The organism is Pseudomonas sp. GM25 (genome assembly GCF_000282255.1).
Taxonomy (GTDB): Bacteria; Pseudomonadota; Gammaproteobacteria; order Pseudomonadales; family Pseudomonadaceae; genus Aquipseudomonas; species Aquipseudomonas aphyarum.
Map to the genome: position 1 here is coordinate 133,099 of NZ_AKJQ01000009.1, position 23,075 is coordinate 156,173.

25 protein-coding genes and 1 tRNA gene are annotated in these 23,075 nt (G+C 59.9%); 6 read left to right on the forward strand and 20 right to left on the reverse strand.

The window, feature by feature from the left end:
- The first annotated feature begins 8 nt into the window (after positions 1–8).
- The 5 genes from gcvP (at position 9) to PMI24_RS03215 (ending at position 6,733) form a co-directional block, all read left to right on the forward strand.
- A complete protein-coding gene (gene gcvP / locus PMI24_RS03195) occupies positions 9–2,861 on the forward strand; it encodes an aminomethyl-transferring glycine dehydrogenase (RefSeq protein ID WP_007951191.1) in 2,853 nt (950 codons plus the stop codon).
- Positions 2,862–2,936: 75 nt separating this feature from the next.
- A complete protein-coding gene (locus tag PMI24_RS03200; RefSeq protein WP_007951192.1) occupies positions 2,937–4,313 on the forward strand; it encodes an L-serine ammonia-lyase in 1,377 nt (458 codons plus the stop codon).
- 93 nt (positions 4,314–4,406) lie between these two features.
- Positions 4,407–5,531 (forward strand): glycine cleavage system aminomethyltransferase GcvT, encoded by a 1,125-nt coding sequence (gcvT, locus tag PMI24_RS03205; RefSeq protein WP_007951193.1) that lies wholly within the window; start codon positions 4,407–4,409, stop codon positions 5,529–5,531.
- A gap of 404 nt (positions 5,532–5,935) precedes the next feature.
- The gene (locus PMI24_RS03210) at positions 5,936–6,148 is read left to right on the forward strand and encodes a cold-shock protein (protein WP_007951194.1); all 213 of its coding nucleotides are present in this window, start codon (positions 5,936–5,938) and stop codon (positions 6,146–6,148) included.
- A gap of 96 nt (positions 6,149–6,244) precedes the next feature.
- Positions 6,245–6,733 carry an RDD family protein gene (locus PMI24_RS03215; RefSeq protein WP_007951195.1) on the forward strand — a complete coding sequence of 163 codons (489 nt, stop codon included), beginning with the start codon at positions 6,245–6,247 and terminating at the stop codon, positions 6,731–6,733.
- Between the two features lie 58 nt (positions 6,734–6,791).
- Here PMI24_RS03215 and nadA read toward each other — a convergent pair whose 3' ends face one another.
- The 19 genes from nadA to PMI24_RS03310 form a co-directional block, all read right to left on the reverse strand.
- Positions 6,792–7,850 (reverse strand): quinolinate synthase NadA, encoded by a 1,059-nt coding sequence (gene nadA, locus PMI24_RS03220; RefSeq protein WP_007951196.1) that lies wholly within the window; start codon positions 7,848–7,850, stop codon positions 6,792–6,794.
- A gap of 271 nt (positions 7,851–8,121) precedes the next feature.
- Positions 8,122–8,197, reverse strand: a tRNA-Lys gene (locus PMI24_RS03225).
- 63 nt (positions 8,198–8,260) lie between these two features.
- Positions 8,261–8,953, reverse strand: coding sequence for a 7-cyano-7-deazaguanine synthase QueC (queC, locus tag PMI24_RS03230; protein WP_007951197.1), 693 nt, complete (start codon positions 8,951–8,953; stop codon positions 8,261–8,263).
- A 1-nt stretch (position 8,954) separates the two neighbouring features.
- Complete coding sequence (gene queE, locus PMI24_RS03235; protein ID WP_007951198.1) at positions 8,955–9,602, reverse strand: 7-carboxy-7-deazaguanine synthase QueE; 648 nt, start codon at positions 9,600–9,602, stop codon at positions 8,955–8,957.
- A gap of 164 nt (positions 9,603–9,766) precedes the next feature.
- Positions 9,767–10,606, reverse strand: coding sequence for a tol-pal system protein YbgF (gene ybgF / locus PMI24_RS03240; RefSeq protein WP_007951199.1), 840 nt, complete (start codon positions 10,604–10,606; stop codon positions 9,767–9,769).
- A 6-nt stretch (positions 10,607–10,612) separates the two neighbouring features.
- A complete protein-coding gene (pal, locus tag PMI24_RS03245; protein ID WP_003178634.1) occupies positions 10,613–11,110 on the reverse strand; it encodes a peptidoglycan-associated lipoprotein Pal in 498 nt (165 codons plus the stop codon).
- A gap of 52 nt (positions 11,111–11,162) precedes the next feature.
- Entirely contained in the window at positions 11,163–12,443 is a 1,281-nt protein-coding gene (gene tolB, locus PMI24_RS03250) for a Tol-Pal system beta propeller repeat protein TolB (RefSeq protein ID WP_162831782.1), read from the reverse strand.
- A 17-nt stretch (positions 12,444–12,460) separates the two neighbouring features.
- Positions 12,461–13,540, reverse strand: coding sequence for a cell envelope integrity protein TolA (tolA, locus tag PMI24_RS03255; protein ID WP_007951201.1), 1,080 nt, complete (start codon positions 13,538–13,540; stop codon positions 12,461–12,463).
- Entirely contained in the window at positions 13,540–13,992 is a 453-nt protein-coding gene (gene tolR, locus PMI24_RS03260) for a protein TolR (RefSeq protein ID WP_162130475.1), read from the reverse strand. Before tolR ends, tolA begins: the two co-directional genes overlap by 1 nt.
- A 23-nt stretch (positions 13,993–14,015) precedes the next feature.
- Positions 14,016–14,711, reverse strand: coding sequence for a protein TolQ (gene tolQ / locus PMI24_RS03265; protein WP_007912733.1), 696 nt, complete (start codon positions 14,709–14,711; stop codon positions 14,016–14,018).
- Positions 14,701–15,168, reverse strand: coding sequence for a tol-pal system-associated acyl-CoA thioesterase (ybgC, locus tag PMI24_RS03270; protein ID WP_007951203.1), 468 nt, complete (start codon positions 15,166–15,168; stop codon positions 14,701–14,703). The genes tolQ and ybgC overlap by 11 nt, the downstream gene beginning before the upstream one ends.
- A gap of 127 nt (positions 15,169–15,295) precedes the next feature.
- Positions 15,296–16,357 carry a Holliday junction branch migration DNA helicase RuvB gene (gene ruvB / locus PMI24_RS03275; protein ID WP_007951204.1) on the reverse strand — a complete coding sequence of 354 codons (1,062 nt, stop codon included), beginning with the start codon at positions 16,355–16,357 and terminating at the stop codon, positions 15,296–15,298.
- A complete protein-coding gene (gene ruvA / locus PMI24_RS03280) occupies positions 16,358–16,966 on the reverse strand; it encodes a Holliday junction branch migration protein RuvA (protein WP_007951205.1) in 609 nt (202 codons plus the stop codon). It abuts the gene before it with no gap.
- A 114-nt stretch (positions 16,967–17,080) separates the two neighbouring features.
- On the reverse strand, positions 17,081–17,608 hold the full coding sequence (gene ruvC / locus PMI24_RS03285; RefSeq protein ID WP_007951206.1) for a crossover junction endodeoxyribonuclease RuvC: 528 nt from the start codon (positions 17,606–17,608) through the stop codon (positions 17,081–17,083).
- A 101-nt stretch (positions 17,609–17,709) separates the two neighbouring features.
- Positions 17,710–18,456, reverse strand: a complete 747-nt coding sequence (locus PMI24_RS03290) for a YebC/PmpR family DNA-binding transcriptional regulator (protein ID WP_007951208.1) — start codon at positions 18,454–18,456, stop codon at positions 17,710–17,712.
- A 124-nt stretch (positions 18,457–18,580) separates the two neighbouring features.
- Positions 18,581–20,356 (reverse strand): aspartate--tRNA ligase, encoded by a 1,776-nt coding sequence (gene aspS, locus PMI24_RS03295; protein ID WP_007951209.1) that lies wholly within the window; start codon positions 20,354–20,356, stop codon positions 18,581–18,583.
- A 108-nt stretch (positions 20,357–20,464) separates the two neighbouring features.
- Entirely contained in the window at positions 20,465–20,686 is a 222-nt protein-coding gene (locus PMI24_RS03300; RefSeq protein ID WP_007951210.1) for an FmdB family zinc ribbon protein, read from the reverse strand.
- Between the two features lie 113 nt (positions 20,687–20,799).
- A complete protein-coding gene (locus PMI24_RS03305) occupies positions 20,800–21,147 on the reverse strand; it encodes a ribbon-helix-helix domain-containing protein (protein WP_007951211.1) in 348 nt (115 codons plus the stop codon).
- 243 nt (positions 21,148–21,390) lie between these two features.
- Positions 21,391–21,861, reverse strand: a complete 471-nt coding sequence (locus PMI24_RS03310; protein WP_007951212.1) for a Dps family protein — start codon at positions 21,859–21,861, stop codon at positions 21,391–21,393.
- A gap of 308 nt (positions 21,862–22,169) precedes the next feature.
- On the opposite strand from PMI24_RS03310, the gene PMI24_RS29590 reads away from it, so the two are divergent.
- Entirely contained in the window at positions 22,170–22,772 is a 603-nt protein-coding gene (locus PMI24_RS29590) for a cold-shock protein (protein WP_007951213.1), read from the forward strand.
- Between the two features lie 94 nt (positions 22,773–22,866).
- Here PMI24_RS29590 and PMI24_RS03320 read toward each other — a convergent pair whose 3' ends face one another.
- Entirely contained in the window at positions 22,867–23,073 is a 207-nt protein-coding gene (locus PMI24_RS03320; protein WP_007951214.1) for a SlyX family protein, read from the reverse strand.
- Positions 23,074–23,075: the final 2 nt, after the last annotated feature.

Below are 23,075 nucleotides of genomic sequence, written 5' to 3' on the forward strand. Positions count from 1 at the left end.
AACCTGACATGACCCAAGTAGATCTCGGCACCGCCAACGAATTCATCGCCCGTCACATCGGCCCGCGCGCCGGTGACGAGCAAGCCATGCTCAACAGCCTCGGTTTCGACTCGCTCGAAGCCCTGAGCGCCAGCGTCATCCCGGAAAGCATCAAGGGCACCAGCGTGCTCGGCCTCGACGACGGCCTGAGCGAAGCCGATGCCCTGGCAATGATCAAAGGCATCGCCGGCAAGAACCAGCTGTTCAAGACCTACATCGGCCAGGGCTACTACAACTGCCACACGCCGTCGCCGATCCTGCGCAACCTGCTGGAAAACCCGGCCTGGTACACCGCCTACACCCCGTACCAGCCAGAAATTTCCCAGGGCCGTCTCGAAGCGCTGCTGAACTTCCAGACCCTGATCAGCGACCTCACCGGCCTGCCGATCGCCAACGCTTCCCTGCTCGACGAAGCCACCGCCGCTGCCGAAGCCATGACCTTCTGCAAACGCCTGAGCAAGAACAAGGGCAGCCACCAGTTCTTCGCCTCGATCCACAGCCACCCACAAACCCTCGACGTACTGCATACCCGTGCCGAGCCGCTGGGCATCGACGTGGTCGTGGGCGATGAGCGCGAACTGACCGACGTGACGCCGTTCTTCGGCGCGCTGCTGCAATACCCGGCCAGCAACGGTGATGTGTTCGACTACCACGAACTGACCGAACGCTTCCACGCGGCCAACGCACTGGTGGCCGTGGCCGCTGACCTGCTGGCCCTGACTCTGCTGACCCCGCCGGGCGAGTTCGGCGCCGACGTGGCCATCGGCAGCGCGCAGCGCTTCGGCGTGCCGCTGGGCTTCGGTGGCCCGCACGCGGCTTACTTCTCCACCAAAGATGCGTTCAAGCGCGACATGCCGGGCCGTCTGGTCGGTGTTTCGGTTGACCGCTTCGGCAAACCGGCCCTGCGTCTGGCGATGCAGACCCGCGAGCAACACATCCGCCGCGAGAAAGCCACGTCGAACATCTGCACCGCACAAGTGCTGCTGGCCAACATTGCCAGCATGTACGCCGTGTACCACGGCCCTAAAGGCCTGACCCAGATCGCCAACCGCGTGCATCACCTGACCGCGATCCTGGCCAAGGGCCTGAGCGCACTGGGCGTGACCGTCGAGCAAGCCAGCTTCTTCGACACCCTGACCCTGGCCACCGGCGCGCAAACTGCCGCGCTGCACGACAAGGCCCGCGCCCAACAGATCAACCTGCGTGTGATCGACGCCCAGCGTCTGGGCCTGTCGGTCGACGAAACCACCACCCAGGCCGACATCGAAACCCTGTGGAGCCTGTTCGCCGACGGCAAGACCCTGCCGGATTTCGCTGCTCTCGCCGCTGCCGCGCAAAGCACCATTCCAGCCGCGCTGGTTCGCCAGTCGCCGATCCTCAGCCATCCGGTGTTCAACCGTTATCACTCGGAAACCGAGCTGATGCGCTACCTGCGCAAACTGGCGGACAAGGACCTGGCACTGGATCGCACCATGATCCCGCTGGGCTCGTGCACCATGAAACTCAACGCCGCCAGCGAAATGATCCCGGTGACCTGGGCCGAATTCGGCGCCCTGCACCCGTTCGCCCCGGCCGCACAAAGCGCCGGTTACCAGCAACTGACCGACGAACTGGAAGCGATGCTCTGCGCCGCCACCGGTTACGACTCGATCTCACTGCAACCGAACGCCGGTTCCCAAGGTGAGTACGCAGGTCTCTTGGCGATTCGCGCCTATCACCAGAGCCGTGGCGAAGACCGTCGCGACATCTGCCTGATCCCGTCGTCCGCCCACGGCACCAACCCGGCGACCGCCAACATGGCCGGCATGCGCGTGGTCGTGACCGCGTGCGACGCCCGTGGCAACGTGGACATCGAAGACCTGCGCGCCAAGGCCATCGAGCACCGCGAACACCTCGCCGCGCTGATGATCACTTACCCGTCGACCCACGGCGTGTTCGAAGAAGGCATCCGTGAAATCTGCGGCATCATTCATGACAACGGCGGCCAGGTGTACATCGACGGCGCCAACATGAACGCGATGGTCGGCCTCTGCGCACCGGGCAAGTTCGGCGGCGACGTGTCGCACCTGAACCTGCACAAGACTTTCTGCATTCCCCACGGCGGTGGCGGCCCGGGCGTCGGCCCGATCGGCGTCAAGTCGCACCTGACCCCGTTCCTGCCAGGCCACGGCCACATGGAACGCAAGGAAGGCGCGGTCTGCGCAGCACCGTTCGGCAGTGCGAGCATTCTGCCGATCACCTGGATGTACATTCGCATGATGGGTGGCGCAGGTCTGAAGCGCGCTTCGCAACTGGCGATCCTCAACGCCAACTACATTTCCCGTCGCCTGGAAGAGCACTATCCAGTGCTGTACACCGGCAGCAACGGTCTGGTGGCGCACGAGTGCATTCTGGATCTGCGTCCGTTGAAAGACAGCAGCGGCATCAGCGTCGATGACGTCGCCAAGCGCCTGATCGACTTCGGCTTCCACGCCCCGACCATGTCGTTCCCGGTGGCCGGCACGCTGATGATCGAGCCGACCGAAAGCGAATCCAAGGAAGAGCTGGACCGCTTCTGCGACGCCATGATCCGCATCCGCGAAGAAATCCGCGCGGTGGAAAACGGCACCCTGGACAAGGACGACAACCCGCTGAAGAACGCTCCGCACACCGCAGCGGAACTGGTCGGCGAGTGGACTCACCCGTACAGCCGCGAACAAGCGGTGTACCCGGTGGCGTCGTTGATCGAAGGCAAGTACTGGCCGCCGGTCGGTCGCGTCGACAACGTGTTCGGCGACCGCAACCTGGTCTGCGCCTGCCCGTCGATCGAAAGCTACGCTTGACCTGTAAGGGGGCGGGTTCGCCCGCCCCTTTCATGCGTGCCTGATGTGCCTATAACAAGAAACCGGAGAACAACCATGTCGTTAAGCGTGTTCGACCTGTTCAAGATTGGCATCGGCCCCTCCAGCTCCCACACCGTCGGCCCGATGCGCGCAGCTGCGCGCTTCGTCGAAGGCCTGCGTCGGGAAAACCTGTTGTCCGCCACCACCAGCGTCAGGGTCGAGTTGTACGGATCCCTCGGCGCCACCGGCAAGGGCCACGGCAGCGACAAAGCCGTGCTGCTGGGCCTGGAAGGTGAACACCCGGACACCGTGGATACCGAAACCGTCGCCGCCCGTCTCGCGGAGATTCGTGGCAACGGACGTTTGAACCTGCTCGGCGAACACAGCATTGCGTTCAACGAGAAAGAACACCTGGCAATGATCCGCAAGCCGTTGGCCTATCACCCCAACGGCATGATCTTCCGCGCCTTCGATGCGGCGGGATTGCAGATCCGCAGCCGCGAGTACTACTCGGTCGGCGGTGGTTTTGTGGTCGACGAAGACGCGGCCGGAGCCGACCGCATCGTCGAAGACGCCACGCCGCTGACCTTCCCGTTCAAAAGTGCCAAGGACTTGCTCGGCCACTGCGCCACCTATGGTCTTTCGATCAGCCAGGTGATGCTGACCAATGAAAGCGCTTGGCGCCCGGAAGCGGAAACCCGCGCCGGTCTGCTGAAAATTTGGCAAGTGATGCAGGACTGCGTAGCCGCCGGCTGTCGCAACGAAGGCATCCTGCCGGGTGGCCTGAAGGTCAAGCGGCGGGCGGCGGCGTTGCACCGGCAACTGTGCAAGAACCCGGAATCGTCGCTGCGCGATCCGCTGTCGGTGCTGGACTGGGTCAACCTCTACGCCCTGGCCGTCAACGAAGAAAACGCCAACGGCGGGCGCGTGGTCACGGCACCGACCAATGGCGCGGCGGGGATCATTCCTGCGGTTTTGCATTACTACATGCGCTTCATTCCCGGCGCGAACGATGACGGCGTGGTGCGCTTCCTGCTCACCGCCGCGGCCATCGGCATTCTGTACAAGGAAAACGCCTCGATCTCCGGCGCCGAAGTTGGCTGCCAGGGCGAGGTCGGCGTGGCCTGCTCAATGGCGGCCGGCGCGTTGTGCGAGGTCCTCGGCGGCAGCGTGCAACAAGTGGAAAACGCCGCTGAAATCGGCATGGAACACAACCTCGGCCTGACCTGCGACCCGATTGGCGGGCTGGTGCAGGTGCCGTGCATCGAACGCAACGCCATGGGCTCGGTCAAGGCGATCAACGCCGTGCGCATGGCCATGCGCGGAGACGGGCAGCATTTCGTCTCCCTCGACAAGGTCATCCGCACCATGCGCCAGACCGGTGCCGACATGAAAAGCAAATACAAGGAGACCGCCCGTGGCGGTCTGGCGGTCAACATTATCGAGTGCTGATCGCGCCATCAAATCTCCCTCCCTTTGGGAGAGAACACAAAACTGGCCCCCTCTCCCTCCGGGAGAGGGTTGGTGTGAATCAAGGAGTCACGCATGTCCACCGAACAACTGTCGAAAACCCCGCTGCACGCTCTGCACATCGAACTCGGCGCCCGCATGGTGCCGTTCGCCGGCTACGACATGCCGGTGCAATATCCGCTGGGCGTGATGAAAGAACACCAGCACACCCGTGAGCAGGCCGGGCTGTTCGATGTCTCGCACATGGGCCAGATCCGCCTGACCGGCGCGAATGCCGCCAAAGCCCTGGAAACCCTGGTGCCGGTGGACATCATCGACCTGCCGGTCGGCATGCAGCGCTACGCGATGTTCACCAACGAAACCGGCGGCATCCTTGATGACCTGATGGTCGCCAACCTCGGCAACGACGAACTGTTCCTGGTCGTCAACGCCGCGTGCAAGGACCAGGACCTGGCCCATCTGCAAAAACACATCGGCGATCAATGCAAGATCGAGCAGCTGTTCGAAGAACGCGCCCTGCTCGCCCTGCAAGGCCCGGCCGCCGTGACCGTACTGGCACGCCTGGCGCCGGAAGTGGCGAAGATGACCTTCATGCAGTTCACCCGCGTGAAGCTGCTGGGCGTCGACTGCTTCGTCAGCCGTTCGGGCTACACCGGTGAAGACGGTTTCGAAATCTCGGTTCCGGCAGCCGACGCAGAAAAACTCGCCCGCGCCCTGCTGGCCGAACCGGAAGTCGCCGCCATCGGCCTCGGCGCCCGTGACTCGCTGCGCCTGGAAGCCGGCCTGTGCCTGTACGGCCACGACATGAACACCGAGACCACCCCGATCGAAGCCAGCCTGCTGTGGGCAATCTCCAAGCCTCGGCGTGCCGATGGTGCACGTGCCGGTGGTTTCCCGGGTGCAGAACACGTCTTCGCTCAACAGCAGAACGGCGTTCAGCGCAAACGCGTCGGCCTGCTGCCGCAAGAGCGTACGCCGGTCCGTGAAGGTGCAGAAATCGTCAACGAAGCCGGTGAAATCATCGGCAGCGTGTGCAGCGGCGGTTTCGGCCCGACCCTGGGCGGCCCGCTGGCCATGGGTTACCTGGACAGCGCCTACGTCGCGCTCGACACGCCAGTTTGGGCGATTGTTCGTGGGAAAAAGGTGCCATTGCTTGTAAGCAAAATGCCATTTGTTCCACAACGCTACTATCGCGGTTGATTGACTGTTTCTATAAGTAACGCGATTGCGTTATGCGTGCACTAATGTGTAACGCAATCGCCATAAAACAGTGCACTCCGTTTACATTCGATTCGAATATGAACTTGGCTTATAACGTTCGAAAACAATTGAACAAGCCAATCGAATAAGCCGGACTAGTGGACCGACTAAGTGCCAGCAAGGGCAGGAAAACCGGGGCCTTCACAGGGCTTGTTTTTCCTCCCGTAGTTGGCGTAGAGTTTGTCCACTGTGTTTGCATGGGTCAGCTTGGAATCGTGACCTGGGCAGTAGCCTACAAGTTAGCTACATCCCGTTCGACGTCTTCTTACTCTCCTGCAACCAGCCCCAGTACTCTTTCATGAGAAAGAGACTGTCATCAATTTATGCGTCAAAGGAAATAAGAAATGTCCACACGTCAGAGCGGTACCGTCAAGTGGTTTAACGACGAGAAAGGTTTTGGTTTTATCACTCCAGAAAGCGGTCCGGATCTGTTCGTGCATTTCCGCGCCATTCAGGGCAACGGCTTCAAGAGCCTGAAAGAAGGCCAGAAAGTGACCTTCGTTGCAGTGCAAGGCCAGAAAGGCATGCAAGCTGACGAAGTCATCGCAGAAGCCTGATTTCTGTTACGAAAAAGCCCCTGATATTGATATCAGGGGCTTTTTTGTGGGCGCAAATCCGTAAAATGGCGCTTCACTTTCCGTCCAGAGGCTGCCATGTCGAAACACCTGCTCACTCCCCAGGGCGATTTCCCCGCCGTCGGCCTGGGCCGTCGTCTGGCAGCGATGTTCTATGACTTTCTGCTGTGCACTGCCCTGCTGATCGTGACCGGTGGCGTCTACAAGATGATTCAGGCCGCGATCATCGGTGAGGAGCGTCTGCGGGTTCTGACCGATGCCGGGCAACTGGATGGCGATCCGTTGTACTCCACGGTGCTGCTGCTGGTGCTGTTCGGCTTCTTCGCCAAGTTCTGGACCCACGCCGGGCAAACCCTGGGCATGCAGGTCTGGGGCATTCGCGTGCAGAACGCCGATGGCACTGCGATCAGCCTGTGGCAGGCGTTGCTGCGGTTCATGGTGTCAATAGCGTCGTGGCTGTGCCTGGGCCTGGGATTCTTCTGGTCGCTGTTCGACAAACAGAAACGCGCCTGGCATGACATCTATTCGGACACGCAGCTGGTGCGAATTCCGAAGAAAGCCAAATAATCCTGCAGATGCAAAAACGCCCCGATCCAATCGGGGCGTTTTTGTTTGCGTCTCAAGGTCAGGCGTTGCCGGCCAGTTTCATCCGCGCAGCTTGAGTGAAGTCGAGCATGCGTTTGAGCGGACGAATCGCCTGCGGGATCAGCGCCGGGTCGACGAAGATCTCGTTCGAGCCTTCCTTCAGGCACTTGAGCGTGCGCTCAAGGGTGTTCATGGCCATCCACGGGCAATGTGCGCAACTGCGGCACGCCGCGCCATTACCGGCGGTTGGCGCCTCGATGAAGACCTTGTCCGGGCACAGCTGCTGCATCTTGTAGAAGATGCCGCGATCGGTGGCGACGATCAGGGTCTTGTTCGGCAGCGATTGCGCGGCAGCAATCAACTGACTGGTGGAGCCGACGGCGTCCGCCAGTTCGATCACCGACGTCGGCGACTCCGGGTGCACCAGAATGGCGGCGTCCGGGTAAAGCGCCTTCATGTCTTCCAGCTGCTTGGACTTGAACTCTTCGTGGACGATGCAGGCACCGTCCCAGAGCAACATGTCGGCGCCGGTATGACGCTGGATGTAGGTGCCCAGGTGCTTGTCCGGGCCCCAGATAATGGTTTCGCCGTTGTCCATCAGGCTTTCGACGATTTCCAGTGCGCAGCTGGAGGTCACCACCCAGTCGGCCCGGGCTTTGACCGCCGCCGAGGTGTTGGCATACACCACCACGGTGCGCTCCGGATGCTGATCGCAGAACGCCGAGAACTCGTCCACCGGGCAACCAAGATCCAGCGAGCAGGTCGCTTCCAGGGTCGGCATCAGCACACGCTTTTCAGGGTTGAGAATCTTCGCGGTCTCGCCCATGAATTTCACGCCGGCAACCACTACGGTCTTGGCCGGATGGGCGTTGCCGAAGCGGGCCATTTCCAAGGAGTCGGACACGCAACCGCCGGTTTCTTCGGCGAGGGCCTGGATGATCGGATCGCAATAAAAGTGGGCAACCAGCACCGCGTCCTGAGCCTTGAGCTCGGCGGCGATGGCGGAACGGTAATAAGCCTCTTCCTCGGCCGTCAGCGGCTTGGGCTGCTTGGCGTCGAGGTGGGCTTGTACCAGAAGGCGTTCGGAAATCTGCGTCATGTTCGCAAGACCTGCAGGCGCTTTCGCGCGAAAGTCGAGTATACACCCGGCTCCGGACCGCTTGAGGGTACCGCCGGGAGAGTGAGTATTATCAGGCACGGACAGCATTGAAGCTGCGCAAGGCTACAGAATATCCCGTTGATACAAAAGATGATTCTGACCTGCGTCACGGCAGGAAGAAACGAAGGGAGGTATGCCCGAATCGCAGGCAAAAAAAAACCCGGAAATCCTCACTTGCGTGGGCCTTCCGGATTTTCTAAACCGCCAAATATGGTGGGTCGTGTGGGATTCGAACCTACGACCAATTGGTTAAAAGCCAACTGCTCTACCAACTGAGCTAACGACCCGCTGTGTGGTGGCGCGTATAATACTGATTTTTAAGGACTATTCAACACCTAATTTGAAAATAATCAAAAATAAGGTGTCGGGTCGCTGATTCCGGCCGCCGCGAAGCCTTCTGCACGCAGTCGGCAGCTGTCGCATTTGCCGCATGCACGGCCATCATCGTCCGCCTGATAGCAGGAAACGGTCAGCCCATAATCAACGCCCAGCTTCACGCCCGCCTGGACGATCTGCGCCTTGCTCAGGTTCTGCAGCGGTGCCTGGATGCGGAAACCATTACCTTCGACGCCAGCCTTGGTTGCCAGGTTGGCCATGCGCTCGAACGACTCGATGAACTCGGGACGGCAATCCGGATAACCGGAATAGTCCACTGCGTTGACGCCGATAAAGATGTCACGGGCGCCGAGCACTTCAGCCCAGCCCAAGGCCAGCGACAGGAAAACCGTATTGCGCGCCGGCACGTAAGTCACCGGGATGCCTTCGCCCAGCTCTTCCGGGATATCGATGCTGGTGTCGGTCAGGGCCGAGCCGCCCATGCCGTTCAGGTTCAGGCCGATCACCTTGTGCTCGACCACACCCAGGTCGCGGGCAACGCGAGCAGCGGCATGCAGTTCGGCGTGGGAACGCTGACCGTAATCGAAACTCATGGTGTAGCAGGCGTAGCCTTCAGCGCGGGCCATGGCCACGACAGTGGCCGAGTCCAGACCACCCGACAGCAGGATTACCGCACGTTTCTGGCTAGTGTTCAGTTGTTCAGTCATCTCAGCGCCCCGGCTCATCATTCCATAGATATTTATGCAGCTGCAGTTGCAGGCGCACTGGCAGGTTATCCGCCACCACCCAGTCCGCCAGATCCCGAGCGTTCAGGTCGTGGTGACTTGGGGAAAACAGCACTTCACCTGCACGTCGCTCGAGACCGTACTGGATCAGCTTCGATACCGCCCAGTCATAGTCCTCCCGCGAGCAGATGACAAACTTCACCTGATCGTTGGGCGTCAGCAGCTCGATGTTTTCGTAACGATTGCGATGGGCTTCTTTCGAGTCAGGCGTCTTCAGGTCGACCACCCGACTGACCCGCGGATCGACCGCCGAGATGTCGAGGGCGCCGCTGGTTTCCAGCGAGACTTCGTAGCCGGCATCGCACAACTGTTTGAGCAAAGGGATGGCATTGGGCTGCGCCAGCGGCTCACCGCCAGTGACGCAGACGTAGCGCGGGCGAAAGCCGGCCACTTGCTCGAGGATGTCGTCGAGGGTACGGATCGTGCCACCGCTGAATGCGTAGGCGCTGTCGCAGTATTGGCAACGCAATGGGCAACCGGTCAGGCGCACGAAAACAGTGGGCAGCCCGGCAGTCCGCGTTTCCCCCTGCAACGAGTAGAAAACTTCGGTGATTCTCAATGTGTCTTGCATAGTCGCCACGGGCGTAACAGCTAAACAGGCTGTCCGCCTCCGTCAGGCACTTCAGGCAACCCCGCCAACGCGTAGATCACCAGAAGCGTGTTTCATAAAAGGGCGTGAATTCTAACGAAAAAACCCGCGACAAGCGCGGGTTTCTTCCAAACGGGTCAAAGCTGTTACATGCGTTGCAGATCGCGCTGGGCCAACTGAGCGGCGGACGTGCCCGGATACTGGGCCACCACCTGCTGCAGAATGCCTTTGACCTTGTCGGTATGACCGAGGCGGCGCTCTACGTCAGCCAGCTTGTACAGCGAATCCGGCACTTTGGCGTGCTTGGGATACAGCTGCGAAACCTTGGCGAAAGCCTGGCCTGCACCTTGCAGATCGCCTTTTGCCAGGTTCACTTCACCCAGCCAGTACTGGGCGTTGCCCGCGTATTGACTGTTCGGGTATTTACGCAGGAAAGCGGCAAACGCCTGGCTGGCCTTGTCGAAATCCTTGGCCTTGATCAGGTCGAAAGCGGCATCGTAATACAGCTTTTCCTTGGCCGGATCAGCCGGTTCGCCACCCGCGGCGGGTGCCTGGGCGGCCGCTGCGGCGCCGGCTCCAGCGGCGGCACCGGCAGCAGCACTTGCATCGCCACCGGCAGAAGAATTCTCGGGAGTCGCGGCAGGTGCAACGCCGGATCCTATGCGCCGATCAAGATCCTGGTATCGCTCCAGGGACTCTTGCTTCATGCGCGAAACTTGGTTCTGCAGTTCTTCGATCACGCCTTGCTGGCGCGATATCTGATCCTGCATTTGTTGCAGTTGGTTGAACAGCATGCCGTTTGCCGAGGCAGGGGCCGAAGCCGCTCCCCCGGCATAGGCGCCGTTCGTACCGTAACCTGCAGGCGGATAACTGCTCCCGCTATTGTTATAACCGGAGTTGTCATCGACCACAGGAACCGCAGCCCACGCCGCAAGCGGCGCGAGGCTGAGAGCCAGAACAGTTACAGCACGACGGCACGTTCGCATATCGAATTACTTACGCAGTTCGACGCGACGGTTTTGAGCCCAGGACTGCTCGTCGTTGCCGGTAGCAACTGGACGCTCTTCGCCGTAGGAAACCAGTTCCAGCTGAGCTGGGGAAACACCTTGCAGTACCAGGTAGCGCTGAACGGCTTTCGCACGACGCTCGCCCAGTGCCATGTTGTACTCACGAGTACCACGTTCGTCGGTGTTGCCTTCCAGAACAACGCGAGCGCCGTTTGCTTTCAGGTCTTTGGCGTGAACGTCCAGAGCGCGCATGGCTTCTGGCTTCAGGTCCGAGCTGTCGTATTCGAAGTAGAAGGTGGTGATTGCGCGCAGAGCAGCTTCTTCGCTCAGGGAACCGTCAACTGCACCAGTGTTTGCGCCGTAACCAGCGTTTGGATCAACAGCGCCTTCACCGGCGTTGTCGCCGCCTTTGGACGAGCAACCTACAGCTACAGCCATGGCCAGAGCCAGCGCAGCAAATTTACCAAACTTCAGCATTTCCATCGTGAAACTCCTAATGAACCCCAGTGTGTTAAGTAAAACGTAAAGCGCCGCGTCAGTTCAGGTAAGGGGACCAGGACGGTTCTCTGACTTCGCCTTGAGCGGTAGGAAGCGGGAGCCTCACGCGTCCATTAATGGACACGAGCATCAAGACTCCCCGGCCCTGCTGGCGGGTGGCGTAGATTACCATGGTGCCGTTGGGCGCAACAGTAGGCGACTCGTCCAGAGTGCTATCAGTGAGGATTTTTACACTTCCGCGCTGCAAATCCTGGGCCGCCACTTTGAAATTGGTGAAACCGTCCTGACGATGGATCATCACCAGGGTCTTTTCATCCGCCGAAAGCTTGGGGTTGGCGTTGTAGTTGCCTACGAACGTCACACGTTCGGCACCGCCGCCACCGGCGCTGGTTTTGTAGATCTGCGGCTTGCCGCCACGGTCGGAGGTGAAGTAGATGGTCGAACCATCCTTGCCCCAGTACGGTTCGGTGTTGATGCCAGGACCTGCGGTCACGCGGGTGATCTGACGCGAACCGAGGTTCATCACGTAGATATCCGGGTTACCGTCTTTCGACAGCACGAACGCCAGGCGATTGCCGTCCGGCGACCAGGCTGGCGCGCCGTTCAGGCCTTCGAAGTTGGTGATCTGCTCGCGGCGACCGGTGTCGATGTTCTGCATGAAGATGCGCGGACGCTTCTGTTCGAACGAAACGTAGGCGATACGCTTGCCGTCCGGTGCAAAACGCGGCGACAGGATCGGCTCGCGCGATTGCAGCAGGGTCACGGCGCGGGCGCCGTCATAGTCCGAGCGCTGCAGGGTGTAACGGGTGTTCTTCTCGGAGAAACGCTCGGCTGTGACGTACAGCAGGCGAGTCGAGAATGCACCTTTAATACCGGTCAGTTTTTCGAACGACTGATCGGAGATGAAGTGCGCCATGTCACGCAGCTGTTCGGTGGTACCGGACACACTGCCGTCAGCCACTTTCTGCTCGGTGGCGACGTTGAACAGAGCCCACTGCACCTGCAGACGGCCACCGGCCGGCGCGATGCTGCCGACCATCATGTATTGCGCGCCCACCGCCTTCCAGTCACGGAAGATGATTTCGCTCGGCTGGCTTGGCTGGCTGATCATGTTTTGCTTTGGAATCGGCGAGTAATAGCCCGAGTTGCGCAAATCGTTACCAATGATTTCAGCCATGTCATCCGGCAGGACGGCACCGCCCTGGAAACCGAACGGTACGACGGCGATCGGAGTTGCCCGATCGCTGCCGCTGGTGACCAGAATGTTCTTTTCATCCGCCATCGCGATCCCTGCCATGCAGCAGATCACGACCAGCATTCCTCGAAGAAGGTTTCTCACAAGGCTAGATCCTCAGGTGTGAATGTCATCTTGAATGAACGATACGGAGCGAAATCGCTCGGCTTCATTCCCTGCATTTCCGTCAAACGTCCAATATTCTTGACCGCTGCCACTGCCGACGCATCGAACGGACCGTCGCCACTGGACTTGGCCACGCTGACCGAAGTCACCGTACCGTCCGGCAACATGCCGATCTGCAGCACAACCGTCATGCCTTTGCGTGCCGAAGGTGGACGTGCCCAGCCTTCCGCTGTCCGCGCACGAATCAGGTCATCGAAACTGCCCGCGACTTCATCGCCCTGCTCATCGGCCAAGGCCTGCTGGCGCTGCGGCGTGTCGGAAAGCAAATCTGCCAGGGCCTGAGCCTTTTTGTCTTCGGCGGATTTACGTGCCGCTTCCTGCGATTTCTTCTTCGCAGCATCGGCAGCAGCTTTCTTCTTCGCGTCCTCGGCGACTTTCTTCTTCGCCTCTTCAGCTTCAGCTTTCTTCTTGGCGTCTTCGGCGGCTTTCTTCTTCGCGTCTTCGACGATCTTCTTCTTGGCTTCTTCAGCGGCCGCTTTCTTGGCCTCTTCTTCAGCAGCCTTCTTGGCTTCTTCTTCGGCTTTCTTCTTGGCTATATCAGCCAATTGTTTCTCTTCTGCCTTCTTGGCTTCGGCGGTTTTCTTCGCGTCTTCGGCTTTCTTGGCTTCATCAGCCTTCTTCGCCTCGTCCGCTTTCTTCGCCTCATCGGCCTTCTTGGCTTCCTCGGCCTTTTGAGCCGCTTCTTCTTTCTTTTGTTCCGCAGCCTTCACCGCTTCCTGCTCGACCTTTTTCTGCTCCATCTGCTCGACTTCGGTCTGGCGCGCGGCGGATTTCTTCGCCTCACCCGCAATCTTCTGATTGGTCTGGGTGGTTGCCTGACTTTTCGATTTCAGCTGGTACAGGGTCGCCTGGACAATCGGCTTGGCCGGCGGCAGCTCCGGGGTCAGGGCGAAACTGACGAACAGCATGCCGAACACCAGCACGTGCAAGCCAATCGCCCAGACACTAGGCCAGAAGTAGCTTTCCGAGGCGGACGGCTCTCGCTGTTGCTGCATCAGGGCGCCTCGGTGATCAAGCCAACGTTACCGACCCCGGCTTTCTGCAACCCGCCCATGGCGCCCATGACGGAGCCATAATCGACGGACTTGTCGCCACGGATGAAGACCTGGGTACGCTTGCCGCCTTCAGTGCCGGCGCGAATGATCTTGGTCACCGCGTCGGTCATCTGTGGCAGGGTCATGGCCCGGTCCTGCTGCTTCTCGGTGTCGACTTCGCTGCCAAGGTTCCAGTAGTAGGTCTTGTCCGACTTGATCGAAATGGTCAGCACCTGGGTGTTGTTGTCCTGCGGCAAGGCTTCGCTGGAAACCTTGGGCAGATCCACTTTCACGCCCTGATTGAGCATCGGCGCAGTCACCATGAAGATGACCAGCAGCACCAGCATCACGTCGATGTAAGGCACTACGTTCATCTCGGCGACCGGCTTGCGCTTGTGTCGGGCTCGAGTGATTAAAGCCATCGGGAAATACCTGCTTATTCTTCGCTGGTGTGCACTTTGCGGTGCAGGATCGCCTGGAACTCATCGGCGAAGGTGTAGTAGCGGCTCAGCAAGGTTTCGCTGCGGGCAGAGAAACGGTTGTAAGCGATAACGGCCGGGATCGCGGCAAACAGACCGATCGCGGTGGCGATCAGGGCTTCGGCGATGCCGGGAGCCACGGTGGCCAGAGTGGCCTGCTGGGCGCTGGCCAGACCGCGGAACGAGTTCATGATCCCCCAGACGGTACCGAACAGACCGATGTACGGGCTGACGGAACCTACGGTGGCGAGGAACGGCAGGCTCTGCTCGAGCTTTTCTTCTTCGCGGGAGATGGCGACGCGCATGGCACGGGCCACGCCTTCCATCACCGCTTCAGGATCGACGCCTGGCTGCTGACGCAGACGGGAGAACTCCTTGAAGCCGGCACGGAAGATCTGCTCGACGCCCGAATCCGGATCCGGGTTGCTGCCGGCCTGACGGTAGAGTTTGGACAGGTCGATACCCGACCAGAAGCGCTCCTCGAAGCTCTCCAGGGCACGTCGACCGGCGCGCAGCAGGTTGCTGCGCTGAAAGATCATGATCCATGAGGTCACCGATGCGGCCACCAGGGTCAACATTACCAACTGCACCACGATGCTGGCATTGCTGACCAGGCTCCACATGGAGGAATGGTCGACGACGTTAGCTTCCACGCTTTATCTCCTGCTTTGAGTGTGTACCCGTGCCGACCGCGTCGGCAAAGGCCGCACGCAGGTCTTCGGGAAGGGCCCGGGGTTTCAAACTGTTAGTGCGCACACAGGCCACCAGAAACTGCCCTTCGCAGAGCAGCACATTATCCGTTGCCCGCCTGACCTGCTGTCGAAAGCGCAGGCTGGCACGGTTCAATTCGATTACATCAGCGCTTACCAGAAGCTCGTCGTCCAGTCGCGCCGGCGCGTGATAACGCGCTTCGCTGGAATGCACGACGAACAACAGGTCCTCCCCTGCCAGCGCCGACTGGGCAAAGCCCAGCTCCCGGAGCCGCTCGGTTCGAGCCCGTTCCATAAACTTGAGGTAATTAACGTAATACACGATGCCGCCCGCATCGGTGTCCTCGTAATAAACGCGACAACGATGTGCGAACGGCTCAAGCCCGTTTTGCGCGCGCATACTCTAGTGCTTACTCCTCGGGTTGCCAATCCGGCCAGGCAACTGTTTTTCATTGTTCGAAGGCTTTACCGCAAAAGTACCGTCCTGAGACAGTACAAACGCTGAATAAATCGACAATAAATGTGTATTAATCGTCCACGGCATCGAGAAACTCGTCTACCACGGGCATTTCGCCCATTCGTGTCGGAATGTTTAAACCAAAATGCAGGTACGCGTGACGGGTAACCACCCGTCCCCGCGGCGTCCGCATGATGTAACCCTGCTGAATCAGGTACGGCTCGAGCACGTCTTCAATGGTGTGGCGTTCTTCGCTGATCGCCGCCGCCAGGCTGTCGATGCCCACTGGACCGCCGTCGAATTTCTCGATCATGGTCAACAGCAGACGCCGGTCCTGATGATCGAAGCCATGTTCGTCGACATCCAGCAGGTTCAGCGCCAGATCCGCGACAGCCTTGGTGATGTGGCCCTTGGCCCGGACTTCGGCGAAATCCCGCACCCGACGCAACAGTCGGTTGGCGATTCGCGGCGTGCCACGGGCGCGGCGGGCAATCTCGAAAGCCCCTTCCGGATCCAGCGGCAGGCCGAGAATGTTCGCCGAACGGCTGACAATCGTCGCCAGGTCAGCGGTGCTGTAGAACTCGAGACGCTGGACAATACCGAAACGGTCACGCAACGGGTTGGTCAGCATGCCCGCCCGCGTGGTCGCGCCGACCAAGGTGAACGGCGGCAGATCGAGCTTGATCGAACGCGCCGCAGGCCCTTCACCGATCATGATGTCGAGCTGGAAATCTTCCATCGCCGGATACAGAACCTCTTCGACGATCGGCGACAGGCGATGGATTTCATCGATGAACAGCACATCGTGCGGCTCAAGATTGGTCAACAGCGCCGCCAGATCCCCCGGACGTTCCAGCACCGGGCCGGAAGTGCTCTTGATCGACACGCCCATTTCCTGGGCGATGATGTTGGCCAGCGTGGTTTTACCCAACCCCGGCGGACCGAAGATCAGGGTATGGTCGAGGGATTCGCTACGGCCACGGGCGGCCTGGATAAACAGTTCCATCTGCTCGCGAACGGTCGGCTGGCCGATGTATTCGGCCAGGCTGACGGGACGTATCGCCCGATCCTGGACTTCTTCGCGCTCACGCGGACTGTGCGTGGCGGCGATCAGACGATCAGCTTCAATCACTTAAATCATTCCCTTCAGGGCGCGTCGAATCATGTCTTCGCTGCTCAGGCCTTTCTCTTTGATCGCGGAAATCGCCTTGCTCGCTTCCTGTGGCTTGTAGCCCAGGGAAATCAGCGCGCTGACCGCATCGTTCTCGGCGGTGTTGACCGGCGCCGGGCCGTCCGGCTGGTTCGGCACCAGTGCGAACATGGCCGGCGAGGTTTCCCAGGCCTTGAAGCGATCCTTGAGCTCGACCAGCAGACGCTCGGCGGTTTTCTTGCCCACGCCCGGCACCTTGGTCAGCGCCGAGGTGTCCTGGGATTGCACGCAGCGGATCAGTTCGTCGACTTCCAGACTCGACATCAAGGCCAGGGCCAGTTTCGGCCCCACACCATTGAGACGGATCAACTCGCGAAAAAAGTCTCGCTCACGCTTGCCGGCAAAACCATAGAGTAACTGCGCGTCTTCGCGTACGACCAAATGGGTGTGCAAGGTCAGCGGTTCACCGACCGACGGCAGACGATAAAGGGTGGTCATGGGCACTTCCAGCTCATACCCGAGGCCGTTTACATCCAGAATCAGGTGCGGCGGCTGTTTCTCAGCCAGAGTGCCGCGCAAGCGTCCAATCACGTTTCAGATCCTTGAGCGTTGGCCAGCCGTGGGCTGGCGACCGACAGAACATGGATTGACGGCCGACGACCCAGGCGCGAAATCCACATTCCGTGAAATTGACTGCTGATGCTATCAGAGACGCAGGCGCCCGCCACGACTGCGTGCTGTTCCCAGGCCATGCGGCAGCAGACTGGAGCGCGTGTGGGCGTGACAAATGGCAATCGCCAGGGCATCCGATGCGTCGATTTGCGGTTTGCTGGTCAGCTTGAGCATGTGCATGACCATCATCTGCACCTGCTCTTTATTGGCAGCGCCAGTTCCCACCACAGCCTGCTTGACCTGAGTGGCCGTGTACTCGGCGATCTCCAGGCTTTCTTCGGCGCCAGCAACGATAGCGGCCCCACGGGCCTGCCCGAGCTTGAGCGCCGAGTCGGCGTTTTTTGCCATGAACACCTTTTCGATGCCCATGGTGACCGGGCCGTAGGTCTGGATGATTTCCCGCACGCCGCGATAGACGATCTGCAACCGCTCATGCAGCTCACCGGCACCAGTGCGGATACAACCCGAGGCGACATAGATGCAACCGCCGCGTCCGGTATCGCGAACAATGCCGTAACCGGTAATGCGTGAACCGGGGTCGATACCAAGAATTAAAGTCATAAGCCTGCTGGTTCGAAAAAACACAAAAACAAATGTGGGAGATCCCGTGCTTGAGGGTAAGCCTCAAACACGGAATCTCCCACATTGAATCGTAGTCGCTCTCAACCGAGCTGAGCGGCCACGTCTTCCGGAATGTCCGCGTTGGAGTAGACGTTCTGCACGTCGTCCAGGTCTTCCAGCATGTCGATCAGCTTGAGCACCTTCTCCGCGCCCTCCAGATCCAGTTCGGCGCTGGTGGTCGGCTGCATGACGATTTCCGCGTCATCACCCTTGAAACCAGCGGTTTCCAGGGCATTGCGTACCGCGTAGAAACTGGTGAACGAGGTGAACACGTCGATCGAGCCGTCTTCGTGGCTGACCACGTCGTCGGCATCGGCTTCCAGCGCCGCTTCCGTCAGTGCGTCTTCGTCCACGCCTGGCGCAAAGCTGATCTGCCCCTTGCGTTCGAACAGGTAGGCTACCGAACCGTCGGTACCAAGGTTGCCGCCACACTTGCTGAACGCGTGGCGAACAGCTGCTGCGGTGCGGTTGCGATTGTCGGTCATGCACTCGACCATCACCGCCACGCCGCCCGGGCCGTAACCTTCGTAGGTCAGTTCTTCAACGTTGTCGGCTTCGGTCGCGCCGGCGCCACGAGCCACGGCACGGTCGATGATGTCGCGGCTCATGTTGGCGCCCAGCGCCTTGTCCAGCGCCAGACGCAGACGCGGGTTAGAGCCCGGATCACCGCCGCCCTGACGGGCCGCCACGGTCAGTTCGCGGATCCACTTGGTGAAGATCTTGCCTCTCTTGGCATCCTGGCGTTCTTTGCGGTGCTTGATGTTCGCCCACTTGGAATGACCTGCCATAACTCGCTCCGAATTCTCTTGAACAATGCCCGCCGTGCAGGTGCATCGGCCAGCAAAAAAATCTTGTTTTCAATCACTGCAGAAAGAAAAAAGGCGCATCCGAAGATGCGCCTTCAGGCCCGTCTTACTCGGCCTTTGGCGTTTCGCGCAAACGAATGTGCAATTCGCGCAATGCCTTCGCATCCACCACACCCGGCGCCTGCGTCATCACGTCGGCAGCACTCTGGGTTTTCGGGAAGGCGATCACTTCACGGATCGACTGCGCGCCGGTCATCAGCATCACCAGACGGTCCAGACCGAAGGCCAGACCACCGTGCGGCGGCGCGCCGTATTTCAGGGCGTCGAGCAGGAAGCCGAACTTCTCTTCCTGTTCCGCTTCGTTGATGCCCAGCAGACGGAATACCGCCTGTTGCATCTCTTTGCGGTGGATACGGATCGAACCGCCACCCAGCTCGGTGCCGTTCAGCACCATGTCGTAGGCACGGGACAGAGCGCCAGCCGGGTTGGCTTCCAGCTCTTCCGGCGAGCACTTCGGTGCGGTGAACGGGTGGTGCAGAGCCGAGAAGCTGCCATCGTCGTTCTCTTCGAACATCGGGAAGTCGACGACCCACATCGGAGCCCATTCGCAGGTCAGCAGCTTCAGGTCGTGACCGAGCTTGATACGCAGCGCGCCCAGGGCTTCGCTGACGATCTTGGCCTTGTCGGCGCCGAAGAACACGATGTCGCCGTCGACTGCACCAACACGATCGAGGATCACGTTCAGGTTGGCTTCCGGGATGTTTTTCACGATCGGCGATTGCAGACCGTCAACACCTGCAGCACGCTCGTTGACCTTGATGTACGCCAGGCCCTTGGCACCGTAGATGCCGACGAACTTGGTGTAGTCGTCGATCTGCTTGCGCGGCATGCTCGCCCCGCCTGGAACGCGCAGCGCGGCGATACGGCATTTAGGATCGTTGGCAGGGCCGCTGAAGACCTTGAAATCAACTTCTTTCAACTGATCGGCCACGTCGACCAGTTCCAGCGGGTTACGCAGGTCTGGTTTGTCGGAGCCGTAACGGCGCATGGCTTCTTCGAAGGTCATGTGCGGGAATTCGCCGAATTCCAGATCCAGCACTTCCTTGAACAGGTTGCGGATCATGCCTTCGGTCAGGCCCATGATGTCTTTTTCGTCGAGGAAGCTGGTTTCGATGTCGATCTGAGTGAACTCAGGCTGACGGTCGGCACGCAGGTCTTCGTCGCGGAAGCACTTGGCGATCTGGTAGTAACGGTCGAAGCCGGCGACCATCAGCAGCTGCTTGAACAGCTGTGGCGATTGCGGCAGCGCGAAGAACGAACCGGCGTGGGTACGGCTCGGTACGAGGTAGTCGCGCGCGCCTTCCGGAGTGGCACGGGTCAGGATCGGCGTTTCGACGTCGAGGAAGCCGTTCTCGTCCAGGTAGCGGCGGATGCTGGTGGTCATGCGCGAACGCAGACGCAGCTTCTCGGCCATTTCCGGACGACGCAGGTCCAGGAAGCGATAACGCAGACGGGTTTCTTCGCCGACGTCGGAGAACTCGTTCAGCGGGAACGGCGGGGTTTCCGACTCGTTCAGCACTTCCAGTTCGTAGCCCAGCACTTCGATCATGCCCGACGCCATGTTGGCGTTGGTGGCACCGGCCGGACGCAGGCGAACCTTGCCGGTGATCTTCACGACGTATTCGCTGCGCACGCGATCGGCGGCGGCGAAGCTCTCGGCGCGATCCGGATCGAACACTACCTGGGCCAGACCGTCACGATCACGGATATCGAGGAAAATCACCCCGCCGTGGTCGCGACGACGGTGAACCCATCCGCAAAGGGTAATTTCCTGGCCTTCCAGGCTTTCGTTCAGTTGGCCGCAATAATGGCTGCGCATCATGGTAGTGGTTCGCTTCTCGTAATTCGAAATTCGGTGGAGATCCCGCTGCACTCAAGCAATGTGCAACGTGTGGAAACTCGCGCGTGTCGTTCGACCTGGGTTTGAACCCTAGTCAGATTTGTCGCCACCGGCCAGATTCTTCTTCGCGCCGGTCTTGAAATCGGTTTCGTACCAGCCGCTGCCGCTGAGGCGAAAGCCCGGCATCGACAGCTGCTTCTTGAGTTCCGGCGCCTGGCAGGCAGGGCAATCGACCAGTGGTGCGTCGCTGATCTTTTGAATGGCTTCCAACTGATGACCACAGGAAGCACATTGGTAATCGTACATCGGCATGGGGTTGTCTCGGCAATCAGATTGCCAGCACGCGCAGGGCTGTGCGGCGAAAGAGCGGGATTATATCCATTAAATGCGGCCTGTGCAGCCGGAAGACTGCACAGGCCGTCTTGTCAGTGACAACCCGCGTCGTGCATCCCCGGAGAATCCCGCAGGCCATGCACCACACACACCACCCGCACCAGACCGCTGAAGTTTTTCACCCCGCCATGGCGCAGGTGAACTTCACGATCGACACGGGACAACAACGTGCCGACCGAACAGCAATTGTCCTCAGCCATCCGGCCCAGGATGTTCCAGTAAACCTGCTCCAGCCGCATGCAGGTCGCGAACCCGTTCAAGCGTACCGATCGGGACAGCGGCCGAGTCAACGCCATGTCGAACCCGCCGAGAAACGGCTCCCCGAATCTGTCCTGCTGCAAACCGACAGCAATGTCGCCTCGCCTGTCTCCACCTTCCATATCGCTGACACTCCTTTGCCATTTCTGCGCCTGTGATCAAGGCGAATTCCTGTGACCTCATTTAAAGCGCAGGTGCAAAGGCAGTTCCAGATGACTTTTTGACCATCTGTGTAGGATAAGCCAACGCGATACGGAGGATCATGGAGCGGCGGGTCGTCTTCCTTGTTTCCTACCGTCGCGAATGATTTTTCCGGGCAAAAAAGAGAAAAGCGCACGAACGAAGGATCCGTGCGCTTTCCGTCATCAGGCCTCGAGCAGTGCGCGGAGCATCCACGCGGTTTTCTCGTGAACCTGCATGCGCTGGGTCAGAAGGTCGGCGGTCGGTTCGTCACTGACCTTGTCCAGCAGAGGGAAAATCCCCCGCGCCGTGCGCGTGACCGCTTCCTGCCCCTCGACCAATTGTTTGATCATGTCCTCGGCACTCGGCACGCCCTCCTCTTCCTTAATAGAAGACAGACGCGCATAGGTCGCGTACGCGCCCGGCGCCGGAAAGCCCAGCGCCCGAATGCGTTCGGCAATCGAGTCGACCGCCAGGGCCAGTTCGTTGTATTGCTCCTCGAACATCAGATGCAGGGTCCGGAACATCGGCCCGGTGACGTTCCAGTGGAAATTGTGAGTCTTCAGATACAGCACGTAGGTGTCCGACAGCAGGCGCGAGAGCCCTTCGACGATGGATTTGCGGTCTTCTTCACTGATACCGATATCGATTGCCATGCTTACCCCCTAACGGCGATTGAATTCATCCAGCAGGTGTCGGTTCACTGTAGCAAGGCCTCCCTCGCATCGCAGCCCCCGTATCGACCCGATAGAGGCGACAAATCGCCCCACACGCTGCCGCTGGCCGGCGTGATTTGAGTAGCCGCAGGCTTTGCTGTTAAATAGGCAGTGTGTCGCTACGCCCCGTTTTCCGGGCCTGCGCATAGGCTGATGCCGTGCACGTGTCCAACGCCTCTTATTGTTCCGAAGCGAACCGTGCGCCTTCAGCTCTTCCTTGTGAGCCGTCATAACGTGAGTCAATAAAAATGTTGAAAATCGTCCACCTGCTAATGGGCGCAGCAGCCTTGCTGCTGTCCTTCATACCCAGCCTGAAGTCCGAAGCGGTACCTTACCTGCAACAACCCGATGCACTTTACCTGGCCTTTTTCGGCCTGCTGAACCTGATCCTTGCGCCAGTTATCCCTTACTGGAACAAAGGTCCGCGCCAGCATCTGCAAAACCTGGTCAGCGCCTTGCTGGTCCTGACCGTTGTCCTGCAAACCCTGACCCTGATCGCGCCGATGCCTGTCATCGCCGGCCAGCCAGCCGTGCTGTTCAGCCTGGTGATCGCACTGGTCGCCGTGGTTCTGCACCTGGCCGTCAGCTTCTACAAATCCTCACCGGCCGCCGCCGCGCAAAGCTACGACATGAGCAATCGCGATACCGGCACCGTCAAGTGGTTCAACACCTCCAAGGGCTTCGGCTTTATCTCCCGGGATTCCGGCGATGATATTTTCGTGCACTTTCGCGCCATCCGTGGCGAAGGCCACCGCGTTCTGGTCGAAGGCCAGCGTGTGGAGTTCTCGGTGATGAACCGTGACAAGGGCCTGCAGGCCGAAGACGTGATCGCCGCCCTGCCGCGTCGCTGATCCACGTCTCCCGCAATAAAAAAACCGCGAACAGCCCGGCTGTTCGCGGTTTTTTAATGAATGCGTTTTTCATGGGAGCATGCCCGCGCACTTCTCAATAGTGTGGCGGCGGTGCGTCTTCTTCGAAAGAACCGAACTGCCCCACCATCTCTTCCTGGCGCTTGAGTACGGCTGCCATCTGCAATTGCAGACGCTCGACCACTCGCTGCTGCTCTACCAGCACATCGTTCAATGCCTGGATGGTGTCATCCTGAAATGCCAGACGACTTTCCAGCTCGGTAACGCGTTGCTCGAGGCTCATGA

Coding starts and splice junctions, on each gene's coding strand:
- gcvP (WP_007951191.1), top strand. CDS start 9: ATGACCCAAGTAGATCTCGGCACCGCCAACGAATTCATCGCCCGTCAC.
- PMI24_RS03200 (WP_007951192.1), top strand. CDS start 2,937: ATGTCGTTAAGCGTGTTCGACCTGTTCAAGATTGGCATCGGCCCCTCC.
- gcvT (WP_007951193.1), top strand. CDS start 4,407: ATGTCCACCGAACAACTGTCGAAAACCCCGCTGCACGCTCTGCACATC.
- PMI24_RS03210 (WP_007951194.1), top strand. CDS start 5,936: ATGTCCACACGTCAGAGCGGTACCGTCAAGTGGTTTAACGACGAGAAA.
- PMI24_RS03215 (WP_007951195.1), top strand. CDS start 6,245: ATGTCGAAACACCTGCTCACTCCCCAGGGCGATTTCCCCGCCGTCGGC.
- nadA (WP_007951196.1), bottom strand. CDS start 7,850: ATGACGCAGATTTCCGAACGCCTTCTGGTACAAGCCCACCTCGACGCC.
- queC (WP_007951197.1), bottom strand. CDS start 8,953: ATGACTGAACAACTGAACACTAGCCAGAAACGTGCGGTAATCCTGCTG.
- queE (WP_007951198.1), bottom strand. CDS start 9,602: ATGCAAGACACATTGAGAATCACCGAAGTTTTCTACTCGTTGCAGGGG.
- ybgF (WP_007951199.1), bottom strand. CDS start 10,606: ATGCGAACGTGCCGTCGTGCTGTAACTGTTCTGGCTCTCAGCCTCGCG.
- pal (WP_003178634.1), bottom strand. CDS start 11,110: ATGGAAATGCTGAAGTTTGGTAAATTTGCTGCGCTGGCTCTGGCCATG.
- tolB (WP_162831782.1), bottom strand. CDS start 12,443: ATGCTGGTCGTGATCTGCTGCATGGCAGGGATCGCGATGGCGGATGAA.
- tolA (WP_007951201.1), bottom strand. CDS start 13,540: ATGCAGCAACAGCGAGAGCCGTCCGCCTCGGAAAGCTACTTCTGGCCT.
- ybgC (WP_007951203.1), bottom strand. CDS start 15,168: ATGCGCGCGCAAAACGGGCTTGAGCCGTTCGCACATCGTTGTCGCGTT.
- ruvC (WP_007951206.1), bottom strand. CDS start 17,608: ATGACTTTAATTCTTGGTATCGACCCCGGTTCACGCATTACCGGTTAC.
- PMI24_RS03290 (WP_007951208.1), bottom strand. CDS start 18,456: ATGGCAGGTCATTCCAAGTGGGCGAACATCAAGCACCGCAAAGAACGC.
- aspS (WP_007951209.1), bottom strand. CDS start 20,356: ATGATGCGCAGCCATTATTGCGGCCAACTGAACGAAAGCCTGGAAGGC.
- PMI24_RS03300 (WP_007951210.1), bottom strand. CDS start 20,686: ATGCCGATGTACGATTACCAATGTGCTTCCTGTGGTCATCAGTTGGAA.
- PMI24_RS03305 (WP_007951211.1), bottom strand. CDS start 21,147: ATGGAAGGTGGAGACAGGCGAGGCGACATTGCTGTCGGTTTGCAGCAG.
- PMI24_RS03310 (WP_007951212.1), bottom strand. CDS start 21,861: ATGGCAATCGATATCGGTATCAGTGAAGAAGACCGCAAATCCATCGTC.
- PMI24_RS29590 (WP_007951213.1), top strand. CDS start 22,170: ATGTTGAAAATCGTCCACCTGCTAATGGGCGCAGCAGCCTTGCTGCTG.
- PMI24_RS03320 (WP_007951214.1), bottom strand. CDS start 23,073: ATGAGCCTCGAGCAACGCGTTACCGAGCTGGAAAGTCGTCTGGCATTT.